The organism is Acetomicrobium sp. UBA5826 (assembly GCF_002433005.1).
Classification (GTDB): domain Bacteria; phylum Synergistota; class Synergistia; order Synergistales; family Acetomicrobiaceae; genus Acetomicrobium.
The window spans coordinates 95,944-115,481 of the sequence record NZ_DJHF01000025.1 but is presented as its reverse complement, the minus strand read 5'-3'; the positions used below and the strand labels follow the sequence as shown (position 1 = coordinate 115,481).

Annotated in this window: 19 protein-coding genes; 11 read left to right on the top strand and 8 right to left on the bottom strand. The window is 43.4% G+C overall.

Going from position 1 to position 19,538, the window contains the following annotated elements; all coding sequences use genetic code 11:
- Positions 1–150: 150 nt before the first annotated feature.
- A complete protein-coding gene (gene gltS / locus B3N34_RS09285) occupies positions 151–1,389 on the bottom strand; it encodes a sodium/glutamate symporter (protein ID WP_286977380.1) in 1,239 nt (412 codons plus the stop codon).
- 380 nt (positions 1,390–1,769) lie between these two features.
- Between gltS and B3N34_RS09280 the strand changes: the two genes are divergently transcribed.
- From B3N34_RS09280 to B3N34_RS09245, 8 genes are all read left to right on the top strand, one after another.
- Complete coding sequence (locus tag B3N34_RS09280; protein WP_286977375.1) at positions 1,770–2,963, top strand: DUF3798 domain-containing protein; 1,194 nt, start codon at positions 1,770–1,772, stop codon at positions 2,961–2,963.
- A gap of 252 nt (positions 2,964–3,215) precedes the next feature.
- Positions 3,216–4,385, top strand: a complete 1,170-nt coding sequence (locus B3N34_RS09275) for an ABC transporter substrate-binding protein (RefSeq protein ID WP_286977373.1) — start codon at positions 3,216–3,218, stop codon at positions 4,383–4,385.
- Positions 4,386–5,240: a branched-chain amino acid ABC transporter permease gene (locus tag B3N34_RS09270; RefSeq protein ID WP_286977372.1), complete on the top strand. Its 855-nt coding sequence runs from the start codon at positions 4,386–4,388 to the stop codon at positions 5,238–5,240.
- Between the two features lie 4 nt (positions 5,241–5,244).
- Positions 5,245–6,147, top strand: a complete 903-nt coding sequence (locus B3N34_RS09265) for a branched-chain amino acid ABC transporter permease (RefSeq protein WP_286977365.1) — start codon at positions 5,245–5,247, stop codon at positions 6,145–6,147.
- Entirely contained in the window at positions 6,096–6,911 is an 816-nt protein-coding gene (locus tag B3N34_RS09260; protein WP_286977345.1) for an ABC transporter ATP-binding protein, read from the top strand. Before B3N34_RS09265 ends, B3N34_RS09260 begins: the two co-directional genes overlap by 52 nt.
- Positions 6,901–7,608 (top strand): ABC transporter ATP-binding protein, encoded by a 708-nt coding sequence (locus B3N34_RS09255; RefSeq protein ID WP_286977343.1) that lies wholly within the window; start codon positions 6,901–6,903, stop codon positions 7,606–7,608. The genes B3N34_RS09260 and B3N34_RS09255 overlap by 11 nt, the downstream gene beginning before the upstream one ends.
- A gap of 123 nt (positions 7,609–7,731) precedes the next feature.
- Positions 7,732–7,923 (top strand): rhodanese-like domain-containing protein, encoded by a 192-nt coding sequence (locus B3N34_RS09250; protein WP_009200353.1) that lies wholly within the window; start codon positions 7,732–7,734, stop codon positions 7,921–7,923.
- A 150-nt stretch (positions 7,924–8,073) separates the two neighbouring features.
- Positions 8,074–8,196 carry a hypothetical protein gene (locus B3N34_RS09245; RefSeq protein WP_262349428.1) on the top strand — a complete coding sequence of 41 codons (123 nt, stop codon included), beginning with the start codon at positions 8,074–8,076 and terminating at the stop codon, positions 8,194–8,196.
- 82 nt (positions 8,197–8,278) lie between these two features.
- On the opposite strand, the gene B3N34_RS09240 is transcribed toward B3N34_RS09245, so the two are convergent.
- Genes B3N34_RS09240 through B3N34_RS09230 form a run of 3 tightly spaced genes read right to left on the bottom strand, consistent with a single transcriptional unit; the run spans position 8,279 to position 11,711 of the window.
- The gene (locus tag B3N34_RS09240; RefSeq protein ID WP_286977328.1) at positions 8,279–8,713 is read right to left on the bottom strand and encodes an arsenate reductase ArsC; all 435 of its coding nucleotides are present in this window, start codon (positions 8,711–8,713) and stop codon (positions 8,279–8,281) included.
- 25 nt (positions 8,714–8,738) lie between these two features.
- Positions 8,739–10,283 carry a glutamine-hydrolyzing GMP synthase gene (gene guaA, locus B3N34_RS09235; protein ID WP_286977322.1) on the bottom strand — a complete coding sequence of 515 codons (1,545 nt, stop codon included), beginning with the start codon at positions 10,281–10,283 and terminating at the stop codon, positions 8,739–8,741.
- A gap of 30 nt (positions 10,284–10,313) precedes the next feature.
- Complete coding sequence (locus B3N34_RS09230) at positions 10,314–11,711, bottom strand: Do family serine endopeptidase (RefSeq protein WP_349679710.1); 1,398 nt, start codon at positions 11,709–11,711, stop codon at positions 10,314–10,316.
- A gap of 303 nt (positions 11,712–12,014) precedes the next feature.
- Between B3N34_RS09230 and B3N34_RS09225 the strand changes: the two genes are divergently transcribed.
- From B3N34_RS09225 to B3N34_RS09215, 3 genes are all read left to right on the top strand, one after another.
- Positions 12,015–12,332 carry a hypothetical protein gene (locus B3N34_RS09225; RefSeq protein ID WP_286977283.1) on the top strand — a complete coding sequence of 106 codons (318 nt, stop codon included), beginning with the start codon at positions 12,015–12,017 and terminating at the stop codon, positions 12,330–12,332.
- Between the two features lie 241 nt (positions 12,333–12,573).
- Positions 12,574–13,440 carry a MurR/RpiR family transcriptional regulator gene (locus B3N34_RS09220; RefSeq protein WP_273003133.1) on the top strand — a complete coding sequence of 289 codons (867 nt, stop codon included), beginning with the start codon at positions 12,574–12,576 and terminating at the stop codon, positions 13,438–13,440.
- Between the two features lie 815 nt (positions 13,441–14,255).
- Positions 14,256–15,584, top strand: coding sequence for a B12-binding domain-containing radical SAM protein (locus tag B3N34_RS09215; RefSeq protein WP_286977282.1), 1,329 nt, complete (start codon positions 14,256–14,258; stop codon positions 15,582–15,584).
- A 128-nt stretch (positions 15,585–15,712) separates the two neighbouring features.
- Here the strand turns inward: B3N34_RS09215 and B3N34_RS09210 are convergent, their stop codons facing one another.
- The 4 genes from B3N34_RS09210 to aspS all read right to left on the bottom strand — a co-directional run bounded on the left by B3N34_RS09210 (position 15,713) and on the right by aspS (position 19,517).
- Positions 15,713–16,396 carry a metal-dependent hydrolase gene (locus B3N34_RS09210; RefSeq protein WP_286977281.1) on the bottom strand — a complete coding sequence of 228 codons (684 nt, stop codon included), beginning with the start codon at positions 16,394–16,396 and terminating at the stop codon, positions 15,713–15,715.
- Between the two features lie 148 nt (positions 16,397–16,544).
- Positions 16,545–17,444 (bottom strand): glycosyltransferase family 9 protein, encoded by a 900-nt coding sequence (locus B3N34_RS09205; RefSeq protein ID WP_273003136.1) that lies wholly within the window; start codon positions 17,442–17,444, stop codon positions 16,545–16,547.
- The gene (locus B3N34_RS09200) at positions 17,432–17,716 is read right to left on the bottom strand and encodes a hypothetical protein (RefSeq protein ID WP_273003137.1); all 285 of its coding nucleotides are present in this window, start codon (positions 17,714–17,716) and stop codon (positions 17,432–17,434) included. The genes B3N34_RS09205 and B3N34_RS09200 overlap by 13 nt, the downstream gene beginning before the upstream one ends.
- A gap of 4 nt (positions 17,717–17,720) precedes the next feature.
- The gene (gene aspS, locus B3N34_RS09195) at positions 17,721–19,517 is read right to left on the bottom strand and encodes an aspartate--tRNA ligase (protein WP_286977280.1); all 1,797 of its coding nucleotides are present in this window, start codon (positions 19,515–19,517) and stop codon (positions 17,721–17,723) included.
- Positions 19,518–19,538 lie beyond the last annotated feature (21 nt).

Sequence of the window (19,538 nt, the reverse complement as noted above, 5' to 3'; positions counted from 1 at the left end):
GTTTATTTCATGTAAAAATGATACTACAAAAACGCATATAAGCTTGAATTTATTTATCCCCCTGAGAATATCGAAAAAATCTCAGGGGGATAAATAGTAATTCTATATTTTAGAATAACCTTATACGACTATATTACGATCATATATGTGTTAATTTGCAAAATAATTTATAAACCATACTATAGAAGGAATGCCAACTAGGTCGATTAACACCGCCCCACATAAAGGTATAATTAGAAAAGCTTTGTAAGACATGACCTTGTAATGCTCGCAAACAGCGCTCATGTTCGCCACCGCGTTAGGAGTGGCTCCCAATCCGTGTCCTACAAGTCCGGCACACATTACAGCAGCATCATAGTCCTTGCCCAATATCCTGAAAAGTAAAAAGGCAGCTAACAACAAAATTGCTACCGTCTGCATTACGAGAATTACGATCAAGGGAACAGCCAGATCGTATAATTCCCATATTCGCAGACTCATCATCGCCATAGTTAAAAATATACCCAAAGATACATCTGAGATTAACTCTATGGCTTTGTCGTGCAATTTTACGAGCTTAACATGATCGTTTATGTTGCGAAACACCACCGCCACAAACATGGCAGCCACGTACCCGGGAAGACTGAAATTGTACAACTCCTTAACTTTACCCGTTACAAAACTACCAAGAGCCATTATCACTAATACGAGTGCCAGCATCTTTATAAAATCGAAACTGGCAAACCCCTCGTGCTTTTCCTCCTTAGCCTCTTGTAGATGTTGCGTATAAACTACATCGTTGTTCGCTCTAATCGTTACTTTATAGCGATCTATCAACCACCTGGCAACAGGGCCTCCCAAAAGACCTCCCGCGATCAGCCCGTATGTAGCCGAAGCGATTGCAACTACTTGCGCTCCTGAAACGCCTAAGCTTTCCGCAACAGGGCCAAAAGCTGCTGCTCCTCCATGTCCTCCTTCCAAAGAGGCAGCACCGGCCATGACGCCCAAAACAGGATGTACACCTAACAGCTTCGCCAAGCCGACCCCGAAGCCGTTTTGGAAAAGCGCCATTCCCCAACAAAAAACCAGGTAGATGATTAGGGCTTTCCCGCCTCGCTTGAGCAGTCCAAAGCTGCCCCCGATGCCAACGGTCGTGAAAAAGGCTATCATCAAGGGAGACTGAAGGGCAGTGTTGAATTTAATTGAACTGCCTCCCTGGTGGTGCAGGAGCAAGACCAATAGCGACATTAAAACACCGCCGATAACCGGAGCAGGAATGCAAAAATGCTCTAAAATGTCTATTCGTCGCCTCAAACCATACCCAACCAAAAGCAGCACAGCAGCTAAAGCTGTAGTCCACATGCCATCTAGATTGATTGTAAATATGTCGTTAATCACACCCCATGACATTCGATGAACCTCCTTTTAAATTGATATTAAAAACCTCGATAATTCCCAGGCCGTTTTACATGAACAATCCCTCCAAACACCTTTTCTGCGGTAAAATTTAACCTACGAAAATGCATAACCTCGCCGATATATATTACATAGCGACATCAAGATGTGCAATAAAGAACAACATATTTGCCCCTATATCTCATTATTATAAATTGCTATGATAAAATATAAATACGGCATATTAATAATTTTTATATTAATTTATATCGTCTAGTCATACTAAACAAATTAGAAAAACTATAATTTAAATTATTAATATAATATTGACAAGTCATAATATAGAAATTATTATTTGTTAAGCCATATATATCGTTTAACAGGAGGGGAAGGGTATGAGAAAAACCAAATATCTTGTAGGTGTAATGATTTTCACATTATTTCTTTTTTCCGGTAACTTAGCATACGCTACAGCACCATATCATATTGGTATAGTAACGGGTACGGTTTCCCAGGGTGAAGACGAACTTCGTGGTGCAGAGAGAGTTATCGAAGATTACGGAGAGGCCTCATCCGGTGGCATGATAGTGCATGTGACTTATCCTGACAACTTTATGCAGGAAATGGAAACAGTAATAAGCCAAATTGTAGGTTTGGCTGATGATCCTTTATTAAAAGCAATTGTTGTCAATCAATCAATACCTGGCACCACAGAAGCCTTTAGACGCGTAAAAGAAAGAAGGCCAGACATTTTATGCTTTGCTGCAGAAGCCCAGGAGGATCCTGGCGTAATTAGTTCTGTCGCAGATTTAGTCACCAGCGTTAATGATGTTTACAGGGGATATCTGATACCCGTAGCAGCAAAGATAATTGGAGCAACTGACTTTGTGCATATATCCTTCCCTAGGCATATGAGTTATGAACTGCTGTCGAGAAGGCGCAACATAATGGAAGCCGTATGCAATGACATAGGGGTTAGGTTTCATTTTGAAACAGCACCAGACCCAGTTAGCGACGTAGGAGTAGCCGGTGCACAACAGTTTATATTAGAAAAGGTCCCTGCGTGGCTTGAAAAATATGGCCCAAAAACGGCGTTCTTCAACACCAATGTTGCCCACGTTGAGCCGCTTATTCGACAAATTGTCACTTATGGTGGATATTACGTCGAATCATCCGTCCCTTCTCCATTAAGGGGATATCCAGGTGCTTTGGGCCTCGATCTTACTGCAGAGAAGGGCAATTTTCCTGCAATAATGCAAAAAATAGAAGATGTAATTATAAAGAAAGGTGCTAGCGGACGACTCGGCACATGGGCTTATTCCTGCGGATATGCAGAATCTGCAGGTCTTGTTGAATTAGCACGAAAAATCATCGAAGGTGAAGCAACAATTTCGATTGAGGATCTCATAAAAGCCTACGAAAAATACACTCCCGGTTCTGAATGGAACGGAAGTTACTATGAAGACTTAAGCACAGGAATTGAAAAGAGAAACTATATCCTTGTATACCAAGACACCTACATTTTCGGTAAAGGTTATCTTGGTTTAACGAAACTGGAGGTACCCGAAAAGTATCTTACCATAAGATGATAATACATTATCATAGAATCATCATGCTTTTTTAGCCTGCTTAAAAGTCTTTGAATCTTATCTATACTAGCAACAGTGTTTAAATTGAGACTAAGTAAAAAATCAGCTATATTTAGCATCTTTCGGCGATATTGCTGAATTAGCCGTGTTGTAAATTGTGTGGTAGTCGTGGACATTCTTCTAAACATCTAAGCTGATATAGTGTATAATTTTTATGAGCAATCTCAAATTTCACACAAAGAGGTGGGTGAAATGCGAAGATTTTTATGCATAGTCATGGTGTTGATGTTTGTCTTATGCGGTTTGTTATCCGTAGATGCTATGGCCCAGGAAACAGTAAAGATAGGTTTCATAACGCCTTTGACGGGTTTTGCCGCAGCTGATGGATATAGTTCCCTTGAAAGCGCAAAACTGGCCGTGGATTACGTCAATGAGCACGGCGGAATCAACGGAAAGAAACTGGAACTCATTTCATATGACGATGGCTGTCAACCCGATCAAGCCTCGGCTTTAACAAGAAAACTCATAGAAAACGACAAAGTTGCAGTCGTAATCAGCGGTTCCTACTCCTCTCCCAGCCGTGCAGCAGCAGTTATATGCCAGCAGGCCAAAGTACCCTTCACTTCGACCTACGCCGTTCACCCCAGTATAGTTGAAGCAGGTGAATATTGTCACAGAATTGGAATGGCGGCACCCATTCAGGGTCGAGTAGGCGGATACTTTGCGGCAAGGGAACTTGGAGCAAAAAGAATAGCCCTTCTTATAATGAACAACGACTTTGGCGTATCCCTGGCTGAGGCCTTCAAAGAAACCGCGCTCAAACTTGGCGCTGAAATAGTATACGAAAAGAAATATCCTCTCGGGGAGACGGAGTTTAGAAGCTATCTGAATGCCATTAAAGCCGCAGACCCCGACTTGCTTTACGCCCCTGGATACTACAACGAAGCTGCCAATATCGTTTCTCAGGCAAGGGAAGTCGGATTGAGATGCTGGCTAATGGGAGATGAAGGTTATGACTCTCCTAAATTCATCGAATTGGCAAAAACAGCGGCTAACGGGGTTTTCATAACGACAGACCTGAATCGAGATAGCGACAGGCCTATGACGCGTTATTTCCTGGAAAAGTACAAAGAAAGGACAAATATAGATGCGGACATGGTAGGAGCCTCCGGCTTCGATGCAGTTATGCTTGTCTCTCATATTCTAAACAAGGTTGGGACCAAAGCAGATGACATAATTAGATATTGGGATACCATAGAGAACTTCGAGGACTGTGCTACAGGCCCAATCATTACTTTCCAAGAAAGATCGGCAATAAGACCGATGGACATTCAAATAGTCCTAAACAATCAATTTAGGTATTTCTATAGATATTACGAACCTGAGATCATTTACCTCAATCCGCCATCCGGGGGAAAGTAAATGCTTCAAGTCCTATTAGACGCAATCGTGCTAGGTTGTTCCTATGCTCTTATGGCCGTAGGCCTTAACATGGTCTACGGCCTTTTGAGGATCATTCACGTAGCTCATGCTGCACTCTATACCCTAGGAGCTTATGTGGGATTATACTGCCTCCTTAACCTATCCCAATCTCTATGGATTTCTTTGTTTGTCGGTGCTCTTTTTTCTGCAATTGTAGGAGTGTTAATGTATCGTATAATTTATAGCCCTGCGCTCACTGCACCCAGATACGTTCCCTTAATCGCAGGTGCTGGAGTTTTTATCGCTTCACAAGAGTTATTCAGACTATTAGCTGGTCCCTATCCATACTCCTTCGACGCTCACTTCCAATTCTTGTCCATAATGACACCTAACTTGAGGGTAACGGAAACGCAGATGTTAATGATAACTTTCATGGTCGTTGCATTTTTATGCCTGTTTATTTTAATCAATAAAACGAATCTGGGTCTAATGTGGCGGGCCTGTACGCAGGATATGGAATTGGCCGCTTCATCGGGAATAAACATCAATCTCATCATCGCCATCAATTTTATGATTGGGTCTGCCCTTGCAGGATCGGCAGGTATTTTGATGGCCCTGTACAGAAATTCCGTCTTTCCCACAATGGGAGCTATGGTCTCCTATAAAGCTTTTGTTGTCATAGTATTGGGAGGTTTTGGGAGTATTCCCGGTGCAGCTATCGCAGGCATTATTTTAGCGATAGCTGAAAGCTTCCTCGGGATGGTCCCTATCTTTAACTTGCCCCGCGAAGCCATAGCTTTCCTAGTGATGATTTTGGTCTTAATGTTTAAACCAAAGGGACTATTTGGGAGATGAGGAGATGACTTTCGGATACATCCTTTCTATAGCTACATTTGCCAGTATATATGCTATCTTAATTTTAGGTTTAAACATATTAACGGGTTACACGAAACAAGTATCTTTGGGACATGCTGCCTTCTTCGCAATAGGCGCCTATACTCAAGCGCTTCTAATTACGAAGGCAGGGCTAACCTTCTGGAGCGCCCTGCCTTTGACAATATTACTATCCATGATTATTGGTGTGGTTATGGGCTTACCAAGCCTCAGGGTCTCAGATGATTTTCTTGTCCTGACAACTATAGGGCTTAACTTCATCGTTATGGGAATAACGGAATATTTCGATTTTTTTGGCGGCGCTATGGGGATAATAGGAATCACCATGCCCACAATTGGAGGAAAAAGTATCGGAACCACAGGATATTTTTTGATTACGCTCTCCTTTCTCCTGTTGACAATCTGCATTTGTTATCTTTTTTCAAAGACGTGGGGACGTCTTGCCATGGAAGCGACGGGTGAAGACGAAGACGCTGCCCAATCCCTGGGAATCAATACCTCTATATACAAAATGTACGCATTTGCACTAAGTTCGACCTTTACGGGATTGGCCGGTGTTCTATGGGCTCATAGCATAGGATCGGTATTTCCAAGAAACTTTTCTTTCGAGATGTCTGTGTTATTTTTGTCCATGCTTGTATTTGGCGGACTCGGTACCATTAGAGGTGCCGTGTTTGGAGCCTTCGTTTTATATATATTGCCTGAATTTTTCAGGTTTATAGAAAACTACAGAATGTTAGTCTACGGCGGTATGCTCGCCATGATAGTGATTTTACAACCTAACGGAATTTTAGGACGAGGGGGATTACTCGATAGATGCATCTTGAGATTGGTGAAGAAAAAAGCGGAAACTCAGGAAATATCGTAGATGTAAAAATCCTAACCCTTAAAAACGTAAAAAAACACTTCGAAGGATTAAGGGCAGTCGATGGGGTCGACTTAACACTCAATAAAGGCGAAATTTTAGGGTTAATCGGTCCAAACGGCGCAGGTAAGACTACACTTTTAAACACGATAAGCGGCCTATTGATGCCCGATGATGGGAGCATAATGTTTAAAGACCGGGATATAACGCTTTTGCCCGCCTTCAAAAGGGCGAAGCTCGGGATAGCGCGTACATTCCAAATAGCTAAACCCTTTAGTCTATTGACAGCAGAAGAAAATGTACTTGTCGGTATGGGCTGCAAATTACATGGCAACATCTCTTCGTTGTTTAAAAACTGTCGAAAAAAGGAAATCCTGCAAAAGGCAGATGAGATTATAAACCTGATCGGCCTTTCCGATTCTAAAAATCAGTTAGCCTCCTCTTTGCCCATAGGTTTATTAAGAAAACTTGAAATAGGTAGGGCCCTGGCAACTGCCCCATCGTTGTTATTATTGGATGAACCTGCATCGGGGCTGAACAACCAGGAGAGAAACGAACTTGCCGAGCTAGTAGAAAAAATCAGAAAACTGGGTATTTCGATCATCCTTATAGAACATACAATGAGTTTTGTGATGAATTTGAGCGACAGAATTGTCGTGCTCCATAGGGGAAATACAATTGCAGAGGGAACTCCGCAAGAAGTTGCCAACGATCCTTTGGTAATTGAGGTGTATCTTGGAACAAAGGGGGTTAAATATGCTTCTTAACGTTCAAGATGTTGAGATTGCTTATAATCGAATTAAAGTCCTATGGGGCGTTACTTTATGTGTAGGCGAAGGTGAAATTGTCTCCTTACTTGGCGCTAATGGAGCAGGAAAAAGCACTTTGCTAAAAGGCATCATGGGTATAGCTCCTCTACATAGGGGATCTATATCTTTCCTTGAAAAGGATGTTTCGAAAAAACGTCCCTGGGAAAAAGCTAAAATGGGGGTTGCCTATATACCTGAAGGGGGCAGAGTTTTTCCAGATCTTACAGTGGAGGAAAACCTGATGTTAATAGCCAGCCTTCATAAAGAAGCCTTCGACGTAAAGGAAAATCTGGACTTGGTTTATTCTTTATTTCCCGTCTTAAAGGAAAGGTTGCAGCAAAAGGCCGGAACTTTGAGCGGTGGGGAGAGGCAAATGCTTGCGATCGGGAGGGCTTTGATGTCGAAACCAAAGCTGCTTTTGATTGACGAAGTATCGATGGGTTTAATGCCAAAACTTGTATCAGAGGTGTTCAATACGCTAAGTTTATTAAAAGAATATGGAATAAGCATTTTGCTAACCGAACAAAATGTCCCGGAAGCATTGGCGATATCCGATAGGGGATATGTATTAGAAAACGGGCGCATCACAATATCCGGCAATTCCGAAGAACTGCTCGGAAACGAGATGGTGAAGACGTCATTCCTTGGATTGTAAAATTTAGTAATGAAGACAGAAGCCGTTAATTTTATTCCCTGGATGATGCATAGCTAAAATCATTTAAATTTGATATAATTTAGATGTACCTAACATTTATCTAAGGAGAGGAGGGGATGAAATATGCCAGATAGAATCGGAGTTGAAGAAGCGAGGAAGAAGGCACAGGCAGGGGAAGCACTTTTGGTTTGCGCCTATGCTGATGAAAATAAGTTTAAAATGGTGCATCTGGAAGGAGCCATATCCCTTCAGGAACTACAAAGCAAGGAGGATGGCTTGCCAAAGGATAAGGAGCTAATCTTCTACTGCGCCTGACCTGATGACGGCACAGCTGTCCGTGTGGCAGCTCAGTATGAAAGCAATGGTTTTTCAAATGCAAAAGCATTGCGCGGCGGAGTGAAAGCCTGGAAAGAGGCAGGTTTTCCAATCCTTTAAGCGTTAATACAAATATGGGAGGGAAATGAATTGGCGATCGAAGAAAGAAAACAAAATAAAGAGGTTTCCAACGAGGAAAAGGAAAAACTCATGAAGGAACTTTTTGAGCAGCTCGACGGATGTGCCGGATGCCCCGGCTGCTGTAACGAATAGTTCTTAACGAGAAAAACAAAGAGGGGAGACTCCCCTCTTTGTTTTTATTTACTGCACCAATTTACATCTTGGCAATGGCGTCTTACGTAATTTCTCTTATCCATTCTTCGATCTTGGCCTTCATCTCTTCTCTTATTTCTCTGGTTCTTTGAAGCTTTTCTTTCCTTGTTCCTTCAAAGGAAGCCGGGTCGGGAAAGTGCCAGTGAAGTTGTTTTTTTGCCCCCGGAAAAACAGGACAAAGCTCAGCCTGAGCCGCATCGCAGACGGCAATAACATAATCGTAAGTTTTTCCCGATTCGTATAGATCCATGATTTTCTTCGTCTTCTTAGCTGAAATATCGATCCCAATCTCTTGCAGCACCTCGACAACAAAAGGGTTTAAACTATCCCCTGCCTCCAATCCTGCACTTTCCGCTTCAAAACGGTCGCCTGCAATGGCGTTAAGCAAAGCTTCGCCCATTTGGCTTCGGGCTGTATTTTTGCCACAGACGAAAAGCACTCTAATTCTATTTCGCATTCTGTCACACTCCTCTACGAATTCGTCACTCCCACTCTATAGTTGCCGGCGGCTTGCTTGTAACATCTAACACCACTCTATTAATCCCGGGGATTTCGTTACATATACGGCGGGCAACTTTATCTAGCAACTCCCGATCTAAATAAGCCCAATCGGCCGTCATGCCGTCCAACGACTCAACCGCCCTGAGCGCAACAGTATAACCATAAGTACGTTCATCCCCAGTTACGCCCACGCTCCTAATGGGTAATAAAACGCAAAAAGCTTGCCAAACCTTTTCGTAATAGCCTGCGGCGTCAAGCTCCTCAATGAATACGGCATCGGCTCGTCTCAACAGCTCAAGTTTTTCAGGTGTCACCTCTCCAAGACATCTAACGGACAATCCCGGCCCGGGAAAGGGATGTCTTCTTAGTATAGAGCGAGGAATGCCAAGAATGGATCCTATAGCCCTAACTTCATCTTTGAAAAGGTCTTTTAACGGCTCAATTAGCTTTAATTTCATTTCCTCGGGCAATCCGCCTACGTTATGATGAGTCTTGATCACCGAAGCTCCCTTACCCTGTCTTCCGCTTTCAATTACATCGGGATAAAGGGTGCCCTGAAGGAGCCATTTGGCATCTCCAACCTTTTCTGCTTCTCGCTCAAAAACCTCGATAAAGGTTCTGCCTACAGCTTTGCGCTTCTCTTCCGGATCGGTAACCCCTTTTAAGGCTTTAAGAAATTCTTCCGAAGCATCTACGTAACGAACGTTCAGTTTTAATTCATTGCGATAGACAGAAAGAACGTTTTCAGCTTCATTGAGCCTCAGTAAACCGGTATTTACAAAGACACAATAGAGCCTGTTTCCCACAGCCCTTTGAGTAAGGACAGCAGCTACCGTGGAATCCACACCCCCAGACAAAGCAGATATGACTTTACCGTCGCCTACTGTTTGCGATATCTGCTTGACTTGTTCTTCCACCCAATCACCTAAATTCCACGTCTGGTCACAATGACATACTTCGAAAAGAAAGTTGCGTAAAATTTCAATTCCATGTTCAGTATGAGCTACTTCCGGATGAAACTGCAATCCAAAGATGGGTTTCTCCGTAAACGCCATAGCGGCTATGAGACCGCTTTCGCTTTTTGCCAAAACGCGGGCACCAGGCGGTAGTTCTACTACCGTATCTCCATGGCTCATCCACACGTAAAACTCCTTCGGAAGACCTCTAAAAATAGCAGCATTGATGTCCAGCACCTCTATTTTTGCGCGACCATATTCGGCCAATTCGACCTTTGCCACCTTGCCCCCCAAAAGATGAGATAAAAGTTGCATCCCATAACAAATGCCCAAAATGGGAACCCCTAAATCAAAAAGCTCCTCAGATATTGTGGGTGCCCCCTGCGACAAAACGCTTTTAGGACTTCCGGAGATGACTATCCCCTTGGGATTTCTTGATCGTATTTCCTCCATAGGAGCATCCCAGGGCAGAATCTCGCTAAATACATGTTGCTCTCTGATGCGTCTTGCAATAAGTTGAGTATATTGAGAACCGCAGTCTAAGATAACAATGACGTCTTCCGCCTTCAATGAAATACACCTCCGACTGATATGAAAAATTTACTTCCGCAAGGAGACAAAGAACGTACGTCCTTCGCGCATTACCAGAAGAACAGCAGAATCAGGGTTTCTTTGTAATGCCTTCTTAAGGTCATCCACAGTTTTTAGAGCTACCCCATTTGCCTCCAAGATTAAATCTCCCTCTCTAATGCCCACTCTGTCGCTTATCGATCCAGGCTTTACCCCTACAACGACGACACCATTTTCGCTATCTATATTGTATTTCTGCTTTAAAGCCGGAGTTACTGGAGATACTTCGATACCCAAGCTTTCCTCCAAATCAGAAACTTCAAGACGAGGCTCCTCAGTCTGACCGGGTATTTCCTCGAGAGTCACCGTGATGCTTCTTTTTCCGCTTGAAGTTGCCATCTCGATCTTAATCTTGTCTCCAGCCATACGCTTGCGTATCTGAAATACCAGATCTTGAGCGTCATTAATTTCAACTTCATCTATTTTAGTAATCACAAAACCCCTCTCAATGCCGGCCTTGTCGGCAGGAGAATCAGGAACGACATCTGCAACTACAGCTCCCTTTTCGACCTTCAGCCCGTATGCCTGAGCTATATCGCTCGTAAGCGGCTGAACGTAAACGCCAAGCCATCCTCTGCGAACTCTGCCGTAGCTTACAAGATCGTCAATTACGCTTTTCGCCATGTTTACCGGTATGGCAAATCCTATACCTTGAGCATAGGGTATGATAGCTGTGTTTATACCAACGACCTTGCCGTCCAAATCCAAAAGAGGACCGCCGCTGTTTCCCGGGTTGATTGCCGCATCGGTTTGCAAGAACCCGTCAAAACTCACATTACCTGCTCTAATAGAGCGGTTTTTAGCGGATATGACTCCAACAGTGACGGTATGATCCAAACCAAAGGGATTTCCTATGGTTACTACCCATTCACCTACTTGAACGGCATCCGAATCGCCCAATGGAAGGACGGGTAAATTGCCTGCCGTCACTTTTATAACGGCCAAATCGAAGGTTGGGTCTTTTCCCACGATCTTAGCATCAAGCTGTCTGCCGTCGGCCAAGGATACCGTTATTTTGTCAGCACCTTCGATCACATGGTTATTGGTCAATATATATCCGTCCTTGGAAACTATGAAGCCCGATCCCTTCCCCTTCATGGGAATAATCTGAGTGAATTGATCCCATTGGTCGCCAAAAAACTGCCTAAAGAAGGGATCATCGGCAAAGGGGAAAAGAGGCCTTTTTACCATGGTCTCCGTATCTATATTGACCACAGCCGGAGATGCCTCCTCTGCTATCTTTGCTATGGGGTTTCCCGCAATGGGATCTACAGGCTTCGCGATCGCCTCCACGGACATGCCCGTGACAATTGCCCCTATCATCATAACCATCAACAATTTAGAAATTTTCTTTAACAAAACATTCACCCCCAGATCTGCTTATATGGACAAAAAATATATATACTTCGAAGCCTAACCTGGCATCGTAAATATTGCCGAAGGCACCCCCTCGAAATAACCCTCTAGTCTCGAACAAAATTCTATCATGACGAGCGCATAAAGACACCTTAAGCGAAGAAAACAACTGCGTAACTCTTTTTCCATCATTGCTTGAAGTTAAGAGACAATTTGTCTTGAAGCTCAACATGGGGCTTGAAAATAGTGGTATTATCTAATGGATTTAACACTTACGCTTTTTTATCTTATCATATCTATTTCGGAGGTAAGGATATGGCAGATACAGCGACAATAACGAAGATAGTTAACAGTTTTGCCGGCGCATTGATAGGCGTCTGCAAAAACCTCGGTATAAGTGCCGTCCTAGACAAGTCTGAGATTTCTCCCGAGACTAAGGCTCCTAACAATCGAGCAGCGGCTTTGATAGGTTTTGTAACATCAACCGTCAATGGCACAATCGGGCTTTTGGCTGACGAGCAGGCATTTGGTGAAATCGTTACCACATGCAGAAGCTCTTCCCACTGCTCTGTATGTTACAGTAGTTTAATTTACGCCCTTACTAGGTTGAAAGATAAGGGATTGTTAGGTTAGCTTTCCAAAAAACGTGAAAATCAAAGTGGGACAGGGATATAAAAATAAAACAAAAGTCGGGATAGGTATTGGAAATTGCTCTGCCGGAGTGGGCAAGAACCTATCAGGTTTTCCTACGACAGCACTGGTACGTTAAAGTAACCCTTCGAAGGATTGACATCTATACAGTTAACCTGTAAACTTTTTTCGTTAATTTTGAACAAAAATATCTTATGTGATTCTTCTAAGGACGGTGTGGAGCATGAACCGAGAAGAGCTAGAATCTCTTTTGAGAGATAAAATACCGACGTTGCCTAAAAAAGCCAGAAAGGTAGCAGAATATCTGCTGTCTAACATGAGAGAGGTGGCTTTTTATTCAATAGGCGAGGTGGCGGAAAAATTAAACGTCTCTAAAGCTCAACTGGTCCGTGTGGCAAGAATTTTGGGTTTCCAGGGATATGCCGATTTAAAGACAGCCCTCCAAATGGCCATATTGGAACAAATAGATCCTGTGACCATGTTGGCTAGGGCAAAAGAACGGGGAGAGGGCCTCCTTCCCAATATCTTGGACACGGAGCACGCAAACATCGATAATACATGGCGCATGTTGGATAGAGAAAATATCAACGAATTCGTGGAACTGGTTAAAAAAGCAAAAAACATCTATTGCATGGGTTGGGGCATTTCCTCGCTGGTAGCTGAAACTTTCTATATGCGCTTCAGGGTAATGGGTCTTGCCGGGCATCTCATCAAACGCGGTTCTTTGGCGATTTTAGAGCAAGTGCGGGGCATCAAAGAAGGGGACATGGTCATCGTTTGCGAATTACCCAGCTATGTCGTGGAAGTTACGGAGGCCATAACAAAATGCGCAGCACAAAAGGCAACAATCGTTACCATAACCGACACTGCAGCCGCTCCCGTTTGTTCAGTGGCCACTCTCCAATTTTACGCCAGCGCCCTCAGTCCTACCTTTGGAAGCAGTATTATCGGGCCATTGTTTTTGGCACACATCTTAACCTCCATACTCTCTGTAGAGCTTGGGGAAGCTGCTAAACATGCACTCGAGGACCAAGTGCAGTTTTTACACGATGAAAGGATTTTCCACCCTGTCTTTGGCTTAAGATATTGAAATACTTATAAGCGATCAGAAATTTGAGGGCAATCAAAAGCACAAAATTATAAAATATATGTGTTATTATCTGAGTCTGCTGAAAAACCCGCTTGACATTGGTTGTTCTATATCCACCTCAGGCTTAATGACTTTAAGATATTAAAGTGCTTTGATCTGAGGTCAGCTTTTGGTCATTTTCTCGCTCTTTATGCTCTTCAAATGCCATTTTTCTTATGGTTTTCGCTCTATGAACCCTGAAAAAGGCATAGTAATCCCTTTAAAGTCGTACCACACCGCATGAAGAAAGGGCACCTTTGTGCGTTTGAATGAGGTTAAAAGCCCTTTTTATGTTCTAGGAGACCAATCTATGAGATTATTAATTTTTAATAAGAAGTGATTTTTGGAAGTCGTTCCTTTACGACCTCACTAAAAAATGTCGCTTGTTTCGATCTACGTCCCAACATAGGATATGACCTCCTAATTCACTTATGGCTTCTTGAGTGCTATGATACTATAGAGCAAGGAAAGATGGGAAATCTAAAATAGAACTAAATACTATATTACTTTCTCGAGAATCGTGATAACATAAAGTAAAAAATAAAGAAGGGAGTTTTTCAGCGAACTCAATATAAAATACATAATAGCAACACTTCAAAGGACTAAAACCTTTGGTAGTTTTACCAGAAAGGCAAATATATATGGCTATTTCGGTTAGCCAAACAGCAGTAAGATTTTTTAAGGTAGATTGCAAACATTCTTAGAGGCTTAGAGGACTCTCTTTATGAGTCTCCACGTTTTATGTGAATTTTTTGATGAAAAGGTGGTATTCTAATATGAAAGTAGCTTTGATATCTCCAGGTAAGGACGATTACTACGCCAAGCGGTTAAAAAGCGCGTTAAAACTCCCTCCCTTAACCTTAAGCACCATCGCTGCCTTAATTAAACCAGGCATAGAGGTCACATTAATCGATGAACATGTCGAACCCATAAACTATGATAACCCCCCCGATCTAGTCGGCATAACAGTTATGACCTCCGTGGCCCCAAGGGCATACAATATCGCCGACGAATTCAGAGCCAGAGGAGCTAAAGTCGTATTAGGAGGCCCACATCCTTCCGCGCTTCCTAAGGAAGCGATACAGCACTGCGATGCGGTAGTCATTGGAGAGGCCGAGGGTGCTTGGCAGAGGCTCATCGATGATTTTGAAAAGGGTGACTTAAAGCAATTTTATTCTAACGAACGATTCCCAAGCATGGAAAATTTACCTGAACCACGAAGGGATCTGTACAAAAAAGGGGCTTACTACCTCGAAAACACAATCCAGATCAGCAGAGGCTGTCCCTTTGGATGTTCCTTTTGCTCTGTTTCAAACTTCTTTGGCAATACCTACCGCCACAGACCCATAAGAGATGTTATTCGGGAGATAAGCCACATGAAGGGAAAATTGATCGCATTCATGGACGATAACATCATCGGCAATCCCAAACATAGCAAGGAACTATTCAAGGCCCTCATTCCCTACGGCAAAAAGTGGGTTGGACAAAGTTCCTTCAACATCGTCGAGGATAAGGAATTATTGGAGCTCGCACAAAAAAGTGGTTGCTCGGGGCTTTTCATCGGCCTTGAGAGCATTTCGGAAGCAAGCATGAATGAGATAGGAAAGCCTCAGAACAAAATTAAAAAATTTAAGGAAGGGATAAAGATATTACATGATCACGGAATAATGGTTATGGGAGCCTTTATCTTTGGCTTCGACAGCGACGACAGAGACGTCTTTAAAAGGACACTGGATTTCGCACTTGATTCCAAGTTGGACTTAGCTCAGTTCAGCGTCCTGACGCCCTTGCCTGGAACCAAATTATACGAGAAGCTGTCTCTCGAAAACCGCATCATTGTGAAGGACTGGTCCAAGTATGACTTTGGAAATGCTGTTTTCAAGCCCGCTCAGATGACGCCAGAGGAACTTGAAAAGGGCAATGGATGGGCATGGAGACAATTTTATTCTTACGGCTCGATTTTAAAGAGAGTTTTTGGCATGAAGTATGAACTTCAGAGATATTTACTCTATTTTGCGCCGATTTTAACGCTTAACCTCAGCTTTAAAAAGGCCCTTAATTTTGAAGCAAAGATGTCCAAGATATCTCTTGCATCATTGAGTTGATCATATACGGCCAAGTCAATTAAGGTAAACTCCTCTCGATCGTTATATAACCATGGAGAGGAGTTTACCTTAGTTTACCTTAAAAGAATAAACGGATAAGCTTGCGTATTTTTTGCATTTACGAACAGCTAAATTTCGTAGCTTTGGCCCGGCTCTAAGATTATAATTTCGGCCAAAGATCCTACTTTCGCCTTAAATTCCTGCGGATCTGCCTTTATCACCGGAAAAGTATCGTAGTGCATCGGGATTACCTTTCTTGGTTTAATGAACTCGACTGCCCTAAGGGCGTCATCGATATCCATAACGTAATTTCCTCCTATAGGCAAGATAGCAAGGTCTATGTTTTCGGCTTCGAGAAGTTTCATCTCCATAGTAAGACCTGTATCGCCGGCATGGTATACCTTTTTGCCGTCCACTTCGATGACAAATCCACAGGGAGTGCCTCCATACAACATTTTGTCCCCATCGGTGATCCCGGATCCATGCCATGCCGGAGTTAGCTTAACCCGCCCGAAGGGAAAGGTGTATCTTCCTCCTATGTGCATAGCATGACATTTAACTCCCTTGGAGGACAAGAAACCGGATATCTCCGCATTAGTCACAACAGTAGCTTGAGTTTCTTTGGCTATTTGAACCGTATCCCCCAAGTGGTCATCGTGACCATGTGTTATGAATATGAAATTCAGCTCCTTTATATCGCTTGGCTTCCAAGCGCTGTTGGGATTACCCGACAAAAAAGGGTCTACTAACGCCTTTAAGCCTTTACCCTCGATATAAAAGGCCGCATGCCCAAGGTATGTCACTTTAGCCATCTATCATCGCCTCCTCATCGAAAAAATTCTTGAAACCCAGCAAGTATCGAGATTATACGTTTACATTATACCGTAACCCTTACATTTCTGTTTATAGGGTAAATCCACAGGGGATTTTGCCCGAGCAATGCTGCTCGCTTCGAACTCGCTACGACATGTCATCCAAAAGGGATGTCCCGATTACCCCCTTTACGTAGCCGCTCTTTATGGATTTTAGATATCTCTGCGCTGTGAAAAACACCCTTTCGACGGAATGAGCCATTTTCCCTCCCCGTTCCCATAACCAGAGCCCTACTCCCCATTTCGGTATCTCCTTTGGAGAAGTGGGGCCAAAAAGACCTATAACCGGGACCCTTCCTCCGAGCGCTATGTGAAGACCTAGCGTATCGACGCTTATAAGCAAGTCGAGGTTATAAATCCAATCGGCATAACCGACCATAGTTCCTCCCGGCTGCCACGCGACTTCGCATCCTGCGCTTTGAAGCTTTTTTGCCAGGCTCCACCAGCACTCCATTGGCCAAGCTTTTTGTGGCCACTTTAGTCCTACGCGAGGATTTAACCCAACTAAGGGACGTTTACGGAGATTGCCACCCTGTATACGGATGTAAGACCAATAGGGCTCGCCTCTCCATTGCATGCCACACAACTTGTAAAGCCAGTGAGGATGAGAATGCCTACTGTTGTCGTTTGAATCTATTAAATTCTCCAATTCCGGAAATCTTGGCCTTGTTCGCCAACGGTTTCCGTCGAAATAAAATCCCTTTATTTTGGATGCCCACTCCTCAGGGAAAGGGATTTGAGTCCTTTCGAGGTAAAAAATGACATCGGGTTTTTGGGCTTCTTCCAATGTATCTATAAAATGCAAATTTTCTACAGGAGGAAAGAGCGTCTGTAACTTTCCGGGGACACCATACCAATACACTTCGTTGTCTGGCAAAAGACGAGAAAGCAATACTCCGCTCCTGAACACCTCGCCATCGGAAATGCCTCCTGTGGCGGAATCCCTAAGAAGCTCTGTCTCGCCGGTTTTTATAATTAAAAATCGCATTCTGCCACCACCTTAATTCGCGATGAGCTATAATGACCCGATTCATCACATTCAATTCCCATAAGACGAATAACGAAACTTTCATCAGATATCATTGCTGAAACGGAAGTGTCTTTGTTTTTTTCATACCAAGCATTCATAAGTTTTGCTTCTTCCCAACCCTCGGCAAAGATAAAGCCATTCAACGTTTCATCTCCATTTAAGTCGTAAATCCAATTTTCAAATATCCCTCCAAGAATAATTCCTCGACCCTTTAAGCACCTAGAACCCACTTTTTTAACCTTCCTCCTCATCAGTGGCCGTTACCTTAATATGAAGCTCTTCAAGTTGACGCTCGTCGACATAAGATGGGGCACCGGACAACAGACACTGAGCTTTCTGAGTTTTAGGAAAGGCAATGACATCTCGTATAGATTTGGCACCGGCCAAGAGCATTACCAATCTGTCAAACCCTAATGCAATCCCCCCGTGTGGCGGTGTACCGTAAGAAAGCGCAGACAGCAAAAAGCCGAACCGTTTTTTTGCCTCAACCTCGTCCAATCCAAGGACATTAAAAACGCTCTCCTGCACATTAGGGTCATGTATTCTTATAGAACCTCCGCCGACCTCATTACCGTTTAGAACTATATCGTAGGCACGAGACCTGACCTTCCATGGTTCGCTTTCCAACAAGTGCAAGTCCTCATTTTTAGGAGACGTAAAGGGGTGATGAACGGAAACATATCGGTTTTCCGTTTCGCTCCATTCGAATAAAGGAAAATCGACCACCCACAGAAAGGCCCATTTGCCCTTTTCGATCAAATCGTACTTCCGTGCGACTTCTAAACGAAGTTGTCCCAATACCTCGCATACTTTGTTCCTATCTTGATCTGCCATTACAAATAGAGCGTTCCCTTGAGAAAGTTGCGATTTTTCTATAACTAGCCTCTTTCCATCGTCGTCCAAGAATTTGACCATGGGACCTTTCAATTCGTTCCCCAGCTGAAAATAAGCCAATCCTTTGGCTCCCAGTTCCTTTGCCATCCCTTCAATAGTGCTCATCTCTTGTCTGGACAGCGAAGCTCCGCCAGGAAGCACAAAACCTTTAATCGCCCCTCTTTCTCCAACTTCGAAAGCCCTAATACCTCTGCCCTGAAAGACTGCTTTTAAGTCGACAATCTCAAAGGGAATCCTCAAATCCGGCTTATCCGAACCGAAGCGCTCCATTGCTTCTGAATAGCTTAAACGTGGGAAGGGCGTTTGTATTTCCACCCCTATAGTCTCGCGAAATAATCCCTTCATATAGTCCTCTATTAGCTCAAAGATGTCCTCCTCCGTCAAAAAGCTCATTTCTATATCGATTTGAGTAAACTCCGGTTGCCTATCGGCTCTCAAATCTTCATCTCTGAAACACTTAACTATCTGAAAATATCTGTCTAACCCGGAGATCATCAATATTTGTTTAAAAATTTGTGGAGACTGGGGAAGAGCATAAAATTTTCCAGGGTTTACCCTGCTCGGAACCAGATAATCTCTTGCCCCCTCAGGAGTCGATTTGGTCAACATCGGAGTTTCCACTTCAACAAAACCTGCATCCGTCAAAAACGTTCTTGTATAATTCGCCGCTTTGCTTCTGAGGCGCAAATTCCTCTGCATAACTTCACGTCTTAAATCTAAATATCTATATTTAAGCCTTATATTCTCATCGATGGCGCTGGCCTCATTTAAATCGAAGGGCGGCAAAGTTGATGGAGATAGCACCATGAGGTCGTCGGCTATAATTTCGACATTACCTGTCTTTAAAGATGGGTTTTCCGTTCCAGCAGGCCTTTTTTTAACTACACCCTTGATGGCAACCACGTACTCGCTTCTCAGCTGTTTTGCCCTTTCGTGAACTGATTCGTTCGTCTCGGGGTTAATGACCACCTGAACTAAACCGGTATGATCCCATATCTCAAGGAATATAATGCCACCCAGATCCCTTCGCTTTCTCACCCACCCGTTAATAACAACTTTTTTCTTTATATGGTCTTCGGTTGTATTGCCACAATAAACGGTCCTTTTCCAGTTTTCATCGAACACTGCGTCAAACATTGAATTCGCCTCCATAGCCAA